This window comes from Psychrobacillus sp. AK 1817 (assembly GCF_008807035.1).
Classification (GTDB): Bacteria; Bacillota; Bacilli; order Bacillales_A; family Planococcaceae; genus Psychrobacillus; species Psychrobacillus faecigallinarum.
Genome location: NZ_CP031739.1, coordinates 670,503 through 683,576 on the forward strand (window position 1 = coordinate 670,503; position 13,074 = coordinate 683,576).

Genomic DNA, 13,074 nt, shown 5'->3' on the forward strand with positions numbered 1-13,074 from the left:
CATGGCAACAATAACTGAGAAAGCACAAAGCTTTGTGAAGGTAGATCGTCGTGATGGCAAGCTCGCAATGGCTCACATCCATGTAGCATTCATTGCACTTTTAATCGGAGGACTTTGTGGACTATTACAAACACTAGTACGTTCTGGACAATTTACTCTTCCTTGGGGAATCGGATACTATCAATTATTAACGGTTCATGGGGTTTTATTAGCACTTATCTTAACAACTTATTTTATCTTTGGTTTCCAAATTGCTGCTGTAAGTCGCACTGCCGGCACATTGACAGATAAGCAAAGAATGCTTGGCTGGATTGGGTTCTGGACAATGACAATCGGAACAACTGCTGCTGCAGTAATGGTTTTATTAAATGAAGCATCTGTTCTGTACACTTTCTATGCACCCCTACAAGCACATTGGATCTTCTATGTGGGATTGGCACTGGTAGTCGTAGGCTCTTGGATTGGTGGAGCTGGCCTTATAATGAAATATAGAGAATGGCGCAAAGCTAATCCAGGAGAACCAAGCCCATTATTAACTTTTATGGTAATCGTAAACTTAACTATGTGGATCATTTGTTCACTTGGTGTTGCAGTTGAGGTAGTTTTCCAATTGATTCCTTGGTCATTAGGCTGGGTAGATAAGATTGATATTCTTCTTTCTCGTACACTTTTCTGGTATTTTGGTCACCCATTAGTATATTTCTGGCTATTACCTGCTTATATGGTTTGGTACGTAATCATTCCTAAAATTATTGGCGGGAAAATTTATTCGGATGCACTTGCAAGACTTTCCTTTATGCTTTTCTTGATTTTCTCTATTCCTGTTGGATTCCATCACCAATTGACAGAGCCTGGTATTGATTCTTTCTGGAAATACTTGCAAGTAATTTTGACAATGATGGTTGTTATACCTTCCCTTCTAACTGCTTTCTCCATGTTCGCTACATTTGAAATCCGCGGAAGACAGCTTGGAGGAAAAGGGTTATTTGGATGGTTTAAAAAGCTTCCATGGAAGGATGCTCGATTCGTTGTACCATTCATCGGTATGGCAGCCTTCATCCCTGCTGGAGCTGGAGGTATTATTAATGCATCTAACCAAATGAACCAAGTAGTACATAATACTATCTGGGTTACTGGTCACTTTCATCTCACTTTAGCAACAACAGTTGTTTTAACATTCTTTGGTGCCGCTTATTGGTTAATTCCTCATCTTACTGGTAGAGTGTTGACTAAACAAATGAATAAGCTAGCAATTATACAAGCTATTGTATGGGCAGTAGGTATGTCCATCATGTCTGGAGCTATGCATATAGCTGGTTTAATGGGTGCTCCTCGCCGTTCAGATTTCTCTACCTATGGTGATTCTGCACAAGCAACTGATTGGATTGGCTATCAGATAGCTCAGGCAGTTGGTGGTACGATTTTATTCATCGGTATCATCTTGGTATTGTATATCATCGTCCACCTAGTATGGTTTGCTCCTAAAGGAGAAACAGAATTCCCAATTGGCGAGGTTTCTGAAAATGCAGAAAAAACTCCAATGGTTTTGGAAAACTGGAAGATCTGGTTGACTATTTGTATCTTCTTAATCTTGTTTGCTTATACAGTTCCAGTGTTCGATATGCTTCAGAATGCTCCTCCAGGTTCAAAAGGGTATAAATTCTGGTAACTTCAAAATCTTAATATTACGAAGCTGGGATAAAACCCACCTTAAAAATTCAAGAGTCCGGGAAATTTACCGTTTAGTAAATTTCCGGGGCTTTTTCTACTTACAGTTGGTGTTCTCTGCTACAGCGGACGATTTCCTGGGGGCACTGCTCGAGCCTGTAGTCTCTACCACACGCTTGTCCCCTAGGAGTCGCCGTCTCCGATCCAAACACCCCGAATTATCTTCGATATCAAGTGAAAACTGCACATACCTTCACATATAAAAGAAGATATCTTCAGTTAAATAAATGTCTATCAAAACGCATTCACTCAGAATGAAGTATTCTTTTCTTTATAGATTGTAATAAGAATCAACTCACAGCATTTTTATGTAGCATGAATCTACTTATGTCCCAGCCTCTTTTGAAGAATGCTACAAATATACCAAGCAGTCCCCCCTCTCTTCACCAAGCATATCTGGATAAAGCTAATTAAGTCTCTTCAACCCAATTTACTATATATTTATATATTTAAAAATGAGCTTAGTTTCTATGAACCAAGCCCAGACATCAAATTAGGAGGAGTTGAAACTCCAGCATCCTCTATTTCTACGGTGCCATAGATAAAACTTCGATATTACTTTTAACAGGTTCCACGGATGGTTATTTGCCTTTTTTTCTCTGTATAATTACACTTACAGTATTTATTTAAGATACATATGCCAACAAATTGTAATATTCAGGATAGATCATAAATGTTGGTCTAATAACACAGATGAATCTTGCAGTAATAAATGTGGTTTTCTTTCCCAGTCTGTTTGATTATCTTCATATTCCATGTAAGCCATCAATTCTAATTCGTAGTTATAATCATCTAATTCCATTGTTTGTGAAGAGGTGTATAGATGAGCTCTTTTATATTTTTCTTTAGGTTTGCTAGAGATATTGCTATTGTTTAAAAGGTTATAATAAGGCTTTAGTGTGCTTCTGGCTACTTTCAAACAGTTTAGCATTTTGCTATCCTTCTTGCTCTTCTTAGCGTCCATTAATTTAAATTTGTAATCAGCGGAAGATGTCAATATTGATCTACCACATTTTCTTCTTATAATCGTAGGTCGCTTTATTTTTACTATCTCATTTAATTCTTCCGATGACTCTTTTGATGTGTCTTTATTAGCAACTTCATTTTGTTGATGTATATTTTTTGGATGGTTCATTTGTAAAAAAGTTAAATTGTCAAACCATGGACCAGTCATTTTCTTTTCTGTATTAGCATAATGAAAATCACTAGTAATATCGTCCTTGTTTAAATAAACTGTATCATCCATATTTTGTATACTCAATCCCACCTTTTTAAATTCTTGAGACATACGCCCTGTTATTTATATTATTCAATTTAAAGGGATTCGTTAAAAAACCTTTTCCTTTTATATTCGTCCAATGTATAACAAACAAATTCCTTAAAATTCATAAGGAATGAGTGGTTTACATCCACAAACTTAAAAGAAAAAGGCTATTTAAAATTAATTTGAAATTGGTGTTGGCAAAATCCCTACAAAACGCCCCTCTAATGGCGCTTCTTCTTCGTTCAACAATAGGTGAATTTCACCGTAGTCTTCAGAGGTACGAATTAGTCGACCTATTCCTTGCTGAAGTCTAAGCAGCATGAACGGCAGCTCCACTTCTTCAAATGGATTATTAGAAAATGAACGTTTGGCATCAAATAACGGATCTACCGGTGGGAAAGGCAAATCATAAATAATTACTCTAGTTAATGCTTCTTTAGGCAAATCTAAGCCTTCCCAAAGATGATAAGAGCAAAGTGTAGAAAACTCTCCATTTTGAAATTCTTTGACGATTGTGGAAAGCTCACGATCCCCTTCATATGCAATATCATCAGTACTTGTGGAGGACCTAAAATTATCCATCGCAGCTTTTGATTTAAACAAAATGAGTGTTTGTTGTTTTGCTTTCAATAAATGATCGACTTCACTAACCTTCTCTTCCTGGCTTATATGATGCGTTCTAACTTTCATCACTTCATCGTAGTCAAAAGGAGATGGCACTGAGAATGATTGGAACTTTTCTATTCCTAACGAATCTGCCAAATACGTAAAATCTTTTTCAATCGATAATGTAGCAGATGAAAAGATGATCGGAAGCTTGGTAGAAAATAGCTTTTCATTTAAAATGTCTGTGACTAATCTAGGCATGATAATAAGCGTTTCGTAGCCATCGATTATTTCTAACCACTCAACCCCATCGCCCTTCTCTGTAAATAATCGCAATGAAAATGAATATTGCTCTAAAAATTCCTCTACCATTCGAAGTTCATATTCTGGAATTGTAAAAAGCTCGGATTCAAACACGAACTCCTCTAGTAAATCATCTGTAATTTTAATGGCATGCTTACATAACTGCATTAGCTCAGAAGACTTGTTAATCTTCATACGTTCTGTTTCTTCCGCAAAGCTGCCGATTCGTAAAACGCTAAAAATTTTCTCATGCGTATCTTGGAGAACTTCCATTAAGTTTAAAGTCTTTTCACGAACACCATCGACCATTACTCTTTCAAGTAATCGAATTAATGTTTCACTTTGTACTTCATAGGTTAACGCTTTTTGAGCTGCGAATTCTAGCAAATGTCCTTCGTCTAATACAATCATCGACACTTCTGGTAAAAATGGCAATTGTCCTTCTCGAACACGTGAATCCTTAGTCCATAAGTGTTCCATTAAAAAGTCATGGGAACAGATGATTAAATCAGATGATTCTCTGTAATGCTGACGGTGAATTGTTTGCCCACATCTATTGCGTAAATCACAGACAGTACATTGTTGAGTAGGATGAAAGTTAACCTTTTGCCAGTCTACATCACTTACTCCTGAGAATTGGCTACGCTCACCAAATGGAAAGATACTTTGAAGAGAAGACGAGCCATAAACGAAATCAGGTACTCCATCTTCAATTTCTTCTATAAAGAAGTCGTTATCGCTATCCTTTTGCGCTTCTTCCAATCGTTTTAGGCATAGGTACTGGCTACGTGATTTAGCTAGCCTAACATCAATTTTTATATCTAAATAATTTTGAAGCTTAAAGATGTCTCCGGCCTCTTTTACCAATTGCTCTATTAGCGTTTCATCCGCGCATGCAATCAAGGCTGGTTTTCCAGTATATCTTGCATAAGAAATAGCAGGAAGTAAGTAAGCGATTGTTTTACCTGTACCCACGCCTGCTTCTGCAAATAATACATTTTTTTCTTTTAATGCTTTTTCGATTTGATATGCCATGAAAATTTGTTCATCACGACATTCAAACCCTTTCTCTGGCAATTCATCGTATAATACGTCTCCCATCCAATCTCCTAATGATTCAAAGAAAGAACGGTCTTTTGATAATTTAAATGGCAAAGCCTGCTTCATTTTCTAACTCCCTTGAATAATAATATAACAGCATGGGAGAGCTAGTCTCCCCTACTGTTATGAACGTTTACCCCAGAACTGATAGTAGTCTGTTCTTATAAATCCATTAAATAATTTACGTTTCTTAGTTGCTTTACGTCCGTACAGATTTTCAAAATTCTCCATAGAAGAAAGCATATATACCGACCATGATGGATATGTTTCCATTGTATGACCAAGGTCGCTGATAACTTTTTCAATTTCTTCGATTTCTCCTATACGTTCGCCGTAAGGAGGATTACCAATCATGACACCATCCGTCAGATTGGTGGAAAAGTCACTTGCCTGCATTTGTTTAAAGCTGATTATATCTGCAAATCCTGACTCAAATGCATTTTGTTCTGCGATTTGAATCATCTTATGATCAATATCAGAGCCGATAATCTCTAATTTTTGATCATAATCAGCTAAATCCTCTGCTTCGTTTCTTACATCATCCCAAATTGTTTTAGACATCCAAGACCAATCTTCGCTGTGAAAATCTCTATTAAAGCCTGGAGCGATATTTTGGCCAATCATAGCTGCCTCTATTGGAATTGTCCCAGAACCACAGAATGGATCGACAAATGGACGATTTGGGCTCCATTTAGAGACTTTTACCAAAGCGGCTGCTAACGTTTCCTTTAATGGAGCTTCCCCTTGGCCATGTCGGTAGCCACGTTTATGCAATCCAGCACCACTCGTGTCTAAAGTGATTGTTGCCACATCTTTAAGTATACTTATTTCAATCTTATATGTTGCACCTGATTCATCCAGAAATCCAATTCGTTTATATGCAAGCTTTAATCTTTCTACAATCGCTTTTTTGACAATAGCCTGACAATCTGGAACACTGAATAAAGTAGATTTGACGGATTTACCTTGAACTGGAAATGCAGCATCCACAGGAAGAAACTTTTCCCATTGAATAGCCTTCGTACGTTCAAAAAGTTCATCAAAAGTTCTTACTGGAAACTGAGCTGCGACGATTTTCACTCGATCTGCTACTCTTAACCAAACATTGGCTCTTGCAATTGCCCGCTCGTCTCCTTCAAAATATACTTTTCCATTTTCAGTCGTTGTTTCGTATCCTAGTGCTTTCACTTCTTCAGCAACGATGGCTTCTAAGCCCATTGCTGCTGTTGCTACTAATTTAAATGTTGTCATTATTGCTTCCCTTCTTGCTTAAGGATCTCCCAAAGCTCGAGAAAATCCATTAGCCCTTTACTTGGAACTGGCTTGCTGTAATAATATCCTTGTATAATATCGCAGTTCATTTCTTTTAAGATTTTTACTTGTTCTTTGGATTCTACTCCTTCAGCTATTACTTTTAATTGCAAGCGATGAGACATTAATATAATTGATTCTACGATCGCTTGTTTATCCTTTAATGAAGTAATATGCTGTATAAAGCTTCTATCAATTTTTAAATAGTTTAAAGGAAATCGGTTTAAATAGCTTAGTGAAGAGTAACCTGTACCAAAATCATCAATGGAAATTTTAAACCCCATATTTTTTAGCTTTATTAGCTTGGTTATAATACTCTCGGAGTCCTTCATAATCGTACGCTCTGTTAATTCTAATTCAAGCTGCTGTGGACTACAATTATATTGCATCAATATTTCATTTATTCTCTCGATAAAATTATCCTGTTGAAAATGGAGTGAAGCAATATTTATTGATACATTAAGGTTATTTAAACCAAGTGTTCTCCATTCAAGAATATCTAAACATACTTTTTCAACTATTAGCTCACTCAAAGGAATGATAAGGCCCGTGTCCTCTGCTAAAGGTATAAATTCTCCAGGGGATACGACTCCAATTTGATCATTTTGCCATCTGACTAAAGCTTCTACTCCAACGATTTCATTTGTATCTAGCGAAATTTTCGGTTGATAGTAGATGTTAAAATCTTTAGCCTGAATACCCTTTCTCAACTCAGCTTCTAGGAACAATTGCCTCTTTGAATCTCTCTTTAATTCCTCGAAGTAAAAAGCATATTGGTTTCTACCATTTTGTTTAGCGAAGTACATTGCCTTGTCAGCCTTGTGTAAAAGCTTGTCAACATCCTCGCTGTCTTGAGGGTATAATCCAATTCCAATACTAGAAGTGATATAAATTTCCATATCATCTAAATAGAATGGCTTGCTAAGCGATTTAATAATTTCTGAAGCATATTGGGCGGCTTCTTTTTGATTTTTAATATCCTGTATAGCAAGCAAAAATTCGTCTCCACCATATCTTGCAAAAATATCGTCTTTATTAATAATTTGCTTTATGCGTTTAGCAAATTCAACTAGGATGATATCCCCTACTTCATTGCCAAGTGAGGCGTTTACTTGCTTAAAGCGATCTAAATCTATAAACAAGATTGCATGCTTTGCCTGAGAACCAGATTCAGTAATTATTTGCGAAAATAATTCGTTAAAGGAAGATCTATTAGGTAAACTTGTTAGGCGATCACTGAAAGTTAACGTTTCCATTTCTTTCTCTACCACTTTTTTTATGGAAATATCGGAAAAGACACCAAAGTAATTAGTAGTTTCCCCTTGCTCGTTTTGTATGCTATTAATAGTTAGATATTCTGGGTAAAGTTCTCCGTTTTTTCTTTTATTCCATATTTCGCCTTGCCAGGTACCTTTAAGCTTCAACTCATTCCACATAGTTGCGTAAAATGTTTTTTCTTGCCTACCTGACTTCAGTATACGTGGAGTTTCGCCTCGCACTTCGTTCAAAACATAGCCCGTAACCTTTTCAAACGCAGCATTTACTAACGTAATCCGCATTTTTTCATCCGTAATCATAATACCCTCAGTAGTCGAATTAAATACTTTCTCCACTAAATTTTTTGGATATGAAGAAAAGCTTTCAGGTTGTTGCTCTTTGTTCAACTTTAATGACCCGCTTTCATCCTGCATCTCCTGTTCGGGATATGCCTATTCTCTTATAATCGGTGATGACCATCTTATGATCGACTCTATGTAAACATCTCGTAGTAAGCAATTTTAGAAAAAATTTGTGAGGATAGTGAAGATTTTGCATTATATTATAAAGAATCAAAAGTACGATAGTATTTCACTTACATGCCATAATCGTACAACACTCCCATAGCTATATAAATACTATAAATAAGCATATACTTTTTTATCTATTAAGAAAAGAAAAGCTCTCCGTGATTGGAGAGCTTTCCGTATTATTAATTATAGCCACTCATACACTCAATAAGCCATGTTTTGTTTCCACGGTACTCAAACGGTGCATTACCTCGTACGTATGTGGATGGCAATCATCTATCTACAGATTATTGTCTGTTTTTCTATCCGTTCAATTCCTTCAAGAAAATGCCCCTACCATAATTTGGGTTTCTCACTCGTGGGGTTTACCTCGTTCCACCTGTATAGTTTCCTATACAGCTCCGTCACTGTGGCACTTTCAGAGATTGTCAGCCATATCCGAAGACTTAGGCCTTCATCCCGCCGTCAGCCAAAATGGCTGCCTTAGTTTATTTTTTCACTAAGCACGAACACTACATTCATCTCAGAATTGTGTGAGCATGGACTTTCCTCTACAATGTCTAGCATTGCAGCGATTGCCCGAATATATAAGTGGTAAACCAATTATACACGATGTTAGCTGAATATACAATAATTCTTTACTAATATAATATTACTCGTACAATTTTGCGCCAAACACATGTTTTTCTAAATGAGATAATCTTTTTAGAATATCAAAATTAGTAGCGCCAGCTGCTGGTTGGACAGGAGCTGTTCGCTTTGGTGCCTCAGCTAACTCTTCTCTTAGTTGCTTATTTTCTAATTGCAGCTGTGATACTTTCTTTTCGAACGCTTCATAATCTTGGATGATATCATCTAAAAACATATCTACTTCTTCTTGATTATAGCCTCTTAAGCCTGTTTTAAATTCTTTTTCTAATATATCAGAAGCCTTTAACTTAAATTCCATGCAGCATCTTCCTTCCGTCTACAATTCGCTACTCGTATTATAGCATAGTGGTGTCGAATAATGGAGTATTTTTGGGCGATTAAGTGCGTTTTTTGTTAGGTTGTGCGCTTTCCCGGGAAATATTTATTTTCTTTTTTATTCTTATTTCCCGCCTACGGAGCTGACTACTAAAATCTTTATGTGAATCTATTTCAGAATCTCTCCAATATTCAAGGCATTCAAGGGTCATTTCTAATGCTTTTTCATAATCTTTTTTTTGATGTTCATAGAGCTTTGCTAGTTCTACCAGAACTTCTAAACGATATTTCCCTTTTATTTCTTTTAATGCTTCCTTAAAGGCTTCGATACTTTCATCCATCAGTTTTTGCCTTTTTAAATGCAAACCCATATAGTAGTAGGCCATGCTTGTTTCTCTTTTTGGAAATTGATCCAATACAAATTGGAACCATTCCTTACTTGCATCCTTAGACTTTAAATCTTTAAACCATTTTCCAATATTCGTATATGTGTTTGCAGTTTCCTGAACCTCGGTTTCTTTTAGTAGATCCACCGATAAAGTATATAGCGTTGCTAGTGATAGGATATCCCATTCGTTATGCTTTAAAATTCTCATAAGGTTAGTTGGGTTACCATGCTTAACCGCATCAAAATAAATAATTGGAGCTAAATGACCAGGTATATCATTTTTGCGACTAAAACCTAATTTACTTTCTTCTAATTGCTTTAATTTAAAACGCTCTAAATCACCTTTCCAAATTCTTTTAGATGAGTGCATTAAGTCAATTTGTCCATGAGATTTCATGGGTGGTAAAGTGTTACGATTCATTGTCCACCTTGTCGTTAATTGGGGCAAATCAAAGCTTTTACCGTTATAAGTAATAATAGTTTGAGTGTTTTTCCAAAACTCAGTGGCCAGTAGAAAGGCAGCTTCCTGTCCTGGGTCTGCTAGCACGTATTGAGACAATAAATAACCTCCAGGAGCCTTTTTTAAAATACCATTCAAAAAAATTAAGACACCTGCCCCTTTTAGACCGGTCGTTTCCGTGTCATAAAAGCAATAAGGGCTGTTTGGAGAAATAGTAAGCGGATGAGTTGGATATCTTTCCTGCATAAAAGAAATAGCAGCTTCAAGCTTATCCAAGCCAATAGTTCCATGTATATGCTTGTTACGATAAAATGTTTCTTTTAAAAAGAAGAAACCTTTTTCATTTTTTATTAGCTTTAATCCAGCCTTTTCCCATTGCTCTGTATAAAAAGGAAGTGCAATATCTAGCACTTCCTTTTTGGGTTGCTGTTTTTCAGGAGTATTTTTCTTTAATAGGCTCTTCATTTCTAATAGTTTTTTTTCATACGACATTTTGATTCACCTGCAATAAGTGAAGGAGTTTAATAACTTCTTTTTTCAAGTTTTGTTCGGCGTCCTGAGCGCCAATGCAAGCGGGACAACCACCAGTACATGGACAGCTTTCTATCTGCTCCGTCACCTTAGGCACTAAATTATTCCATAGATCAAACATTCTCTCGGATAAACCTATTCCCCCTGGATAGCTGTCATAAATATAAAAAGTAGGCTTTTCTACATTAATCGATTTTACTTGAGGTACTACATGAATATCCTTAGCATCACAATGTATGAATAAAGGGATAAACGAGTGTAGCGCATAGGCCACTCCTGTCATTGCGTCTGAAAGCAACGTTTCTGACCAATTGTTTGGTTTATCGAAGCTAAACCAAGTGGACGAGGTATGAAGCTCTAGGGGCGGTAGATGTATTTTTCCTGAACCAATATTATCATGGGTATCGAACTTAATCTTTTTGAAGATAGTAGGCTGAGCAAGAACAATGATATCACCAAATCTAAGCGTACCAATATCCGCTTCCCTTTCCTTATCCTCGCTTAATACCTTTAGTTCGATTGCGATATTAGCATCAGTAAAGTAATCCACGTCCACTTCCTTCACAAAGGCCTTTTTCTCCTCCCAATCTAGTTTTTCTACTTGAAACTGAGTACCCTGATGGAGATAGATCGCTTCTTCATGGAGTAATGTCATCGCACTATAAAGGTCCATTTCTCCAATCACTCTAGTTTTTGTTGGAATAGATTGATCAATAATTATGACATTGTCCTGAGAAGCAGACCTAAGACTTACATTACTAGCTGGAAAGCTTTCGGACATCCAATGCCACTTGTCCGATGTCTTTAGAAGAACTCCTTCGCTCTCAAGAAATTCTAACAGCTCTTGAATAGAGAATTCTCCATATGTATCACTAGTACTAAATGGAAGCTCGAAGGCTGCACATTTAAGGTGGTCCATCAAAATTATCATATTGTCTGGATGGATCCGGACCTCTTCAGGTGATTGTCCAAGAAAATAGTCAGGGTGCTTTACTACGTATTGATCTAGAGCTGTCGATTGAGCCACATAAATAATAAGGGCCTCGTCCTGTCGACGGCCTGCTCGACCTGCTTGCTGCCAAGCACTTGCAATATTTCCTGGATACCCAGTCATAATACAAGCCTGAAGCTGGCCAATATCTACTCCTAACTCAAGTGCATTTGTGCTAACTACTGTTCGAATGACTCCTTCTCTCAACCCTTTTTCGATAACTCTTCGCTCAGAAGGTAAATATCCTCCTCGGTAGCCACGAATAGATTGATCATTTATCTTTTTACTCACCAAAGCCTTTAAATAAGTTACTAGCATTTCCACTCTTACTCTACTTTTAGCAAATACAATAGTTTGAATTCCGTTTACATACAACTCTTGCGCAAGATCCCTAACCTCTAAAACCGCACTTCTTCTAACATTAAATACTGGATGTATAATAGGAGGATTATAAAATACAAAGTGCTTTCTGCCAGCAGGAGCGCCGTTTTGATCAATTAATTGATGTGTTTCATTTGTTAAATTTTCTGCAAGCTCTTTAGGATTTTTAATAGTAGCTGACGTACAAATAAATTGCGGCTTACTACCGTAAAATTCGCAGATCCTTTTCAATCTGCGAATAACATGTGCAACATGACTACCAAATACACCTTTATATGTATGAATTTCGTCAATGACAATATATTTCAGATTTTCAAAAAGGGAAACCCATTTCGTATGGTGAGGTAGTATGCCAGAGTGAAGCATATCTGGATTAGTCAACACAATATGTCCAGATTTTCTAATTTTTTGTCTAATCCCCGGCTCGGTATCACCATCGTACGTAAAACTTAATATCTCTTCTCCACTCTCTCGAATCAATTCATTTAAATCGCTTTTTTGGTCCTGCGCTAATGCTTTCGTCGGAAATAAATAAATGGCACGAGAGGTTGGATCTTCCATTATCGATTGTAAGACAGGAAGATGATAACAAAGAGATTTACCAGAGGCAGTTGGAGTAATAGCAGTAAATGACTTCCCTAAAGAAGCAGCATCAAAAGCTTGTCTTTGATGAATATAGAGTTGACTCACCCCACGACCTTTCAAAGCATTTTTAATAGAGGGATGCATTTTTTCTGGGAAAGGTGCATAAATTGCATCTTTTTCCTCTACTGTATGGATATGCTCAATTTGCGGGTGGCGATTGCTATCAATTCTCCAATTATCTAATAGCTCTGCAATACTTTTATTCTTTTGCATGTTACTCTCCAACCTCCTTCAATGCCTGAAGAATTGTTTCTAATGTGTATTTGGAAGAATGTACAGACTTTAAGAAACGTTTTTTACTCGTTGCTTTATAAAATGACTGCACAACAAATTGCCTCATAGATTCTAGTAGTGAATCAATTTGACTTGGATGGACATATTTCGGTCGTTTGGTCTGTATCCAAGGTCGAACAAGCTGCTCCCATTCGTTTAATAATTCATCTATATTATATGCATATGGCTTCACTTCTCTAAAAAAGTCAGGCTCTCGGTCCTCTTCTCTGAAACGGTGAAAACGTTCTATACAAATATCACACTCGTTTAAAAGCTGATTATTTACACTTGTTAATGACAATGTAATCCCTCTCATTCTAGTAATAGTTTATCAAAAAG

General features: G+C 36.7%; 9 protein-coding genes and 1 other RNA gene. 1 reads left to right on the forward strand and 9 read right to left on the reverse strand.

Annotated features, from left to right (window positions below):
• Nucleotide 1 precedes the first annotated feature (1 nt).
• The gene (locus D0S48_RS03440) at nt 2-1,669 is read left to right on the forward strand and encodes a b(o/a)3-type cytochrome-c oxidase subunit 1 (protein ID WP_151110110.1); all 1,668 of its coding nucleotides are present in this window, start codon (nt 2-4) and stop codon (nt 1,667-1,669) included.
• Between the two features lie 726 nt (nt 1,670-2,395).
• On the opposite strand, the gene D0S48_RS03445 is transcribed toward D0S48_RS03440, so the two are convergent.
• The 9 genes from D0S48_RS03445 to D0S48_RS03485 all read right to left on the reverse strand — a co-directional run bounded on the left by D0S48_RS03445 (nt 2,396) and on the right by D0S48_RS03485 (nt 13,036).
• Nucleotides 2,396-3,016, reverse strand: a complete 621-nt coding sequence (locus D0S48_RS03445; protein ID WP_191963863.1) for a hypothetical protein — start codon at nt 3,014-3,016, stop codon at nt 2,396-2,398.
• A gap of 153 nt (nt 3,017-3,169) precedes the next feature.
• Entirely contained in the window at nt 3,170-5,068 is a 1,899-nt protein-coding gene (locus D0S48_RS03450; RefSeq protein ID WP_151110114.1) for an ATP-dependent DNA helicase, read from the reverse strand.
• Nucleotides 5,069-5,125: 57 nt separating this feature from the next.
• Entirely contained in the window at nt 5,126-6,253 is a 1,128-nt protein-coding gene (locus D0S48_RS03455) for a THUMP domain-containing class I SAM-dependent RNA methyltransferase (RefSeq protein WP_151110116.1), read from the reverse strand.
• Nucleotides 6,253-7,977: a putative bifunctional diguanylate cyclase/phosphodiesterase gene (locus D0S48_RS03460; protein ID WP_225321679.1), complete on the reverse strand. Its 1,725-nt coding sequence runs from the start codon at nt 7,975-7,977 to the stop codon at nt 6,253-6,255. Before D0S48_RS03460 ends, D0S48_RS03455 begins: the two co-directional genes overlap by 1 nt.
• 326 nt (nt 7,978-8,303) lie before the next feature.
• Nucleotides 8,304-8,687: RNase P RNA component class B (rnpB, locus tag D0S48_RS03465), an RNA gene on the reverse strand.
• Between the two features lie 65 nt (nt 8,688-8,752).
• Nucleotides 8,753-9,049, reverse strand: coding sequence for a cell division regulator GpsB (gene gpsB, locus D0S48_RS03470; protein WP_144536817.1), 297 nt, complete (start codon nt 9,047-9,049; stop codon nt 8,753-8,755).
• 79 nt (nt 9,050-9,128) lie between these two features.
• The gene (locus D0S48_RS03475; protein WP_151110120.1) at nt 9,129-10,406 is read right to left on the reverse strand and encodes a ribonuclease H-like domain-containing protein; all 1,278 of its coding nucleotides are present in this window, start codon (nt 10,404-10,406) and stop codon (nt 9,129-9,131) included.
• A complete protein-coding gene (locus tag D0S48_RS03480) occupies nt 10,396-12,675 on the reverse strand; it encodes a DEAD/DEAH box helicase (RefSeq protein WP_151110122.1) in 2,280 nt (759 codons plus the stop codon). The genes D0S48_RS03475 and D0S48_RS03480 overlap by 11 nt, the downstream gene beginning before the upstream one ends.
• A 1-nt stretch (nt 12,676) precedes the next feature.
• Entirely contained in the window at nt 12,677-13,036 is a 360-nt protein-coding gene (locus tag D0S48_RS03485; protein WP_144536823.1) for a YppE family protein, read from the reverse strand.
• Between the last annotated feature and the right edge of the window lie 38 nt (nt 13,037-13,074).

Bases quoted from the DNA above. Each gene is read 5' to 3' on its own strand.
- D0S48_RS03450 (WP_151110114.1), bottom strand. From the start codon at position 5,068: ATGAAGCAGGCTTTGCCATTTAAATTATCAAAAGACCGTTCTTTCTTT.
- D0S48_RS03480 (WP_151110122.1), bottom strand. From the start codon at position 12,675: ATGCAAAAGAATAAAAGTATTGCAGAGCTATTAGATAATTGGAGAATT.
- D0S48_RS03475 (WP_151110120.1), bottom strand. From the start codon at position 10,406: ATGTCGTATGAAAAAAAACTATTAGAAATGAAGAGCCTATTAAAGAAA.
- gpsB (WP_144536817.1), bottom strand. From the start codon at position 9,049: ATGGAATTTAAGTTAAAGGCTTCTGATATATTAGAAAAAGAATTTAAA.
- D0S48_RS03455 (WP_151110116.1), bottom strand. From the start codon at position 6,253: ATGACAACATTTAAATTAGTAGCAACAGCAGCAATGGGCTTAGAAGCC.
- D0S48_RS03445 (WP_191963863.1), bottom strand. From the start codon at position 3,016: ATGTCTCAAGAATTTAAAAAGGTGGGATTGAGTATACAAAATATGGAT.
- D0S48_RS03440 (WP_151110110.1), top strand. From the start codon at position 2: ATGGCAACAATAACTGAGAAAGCACAAAGCTTTGTGAAGGTAGATCGT.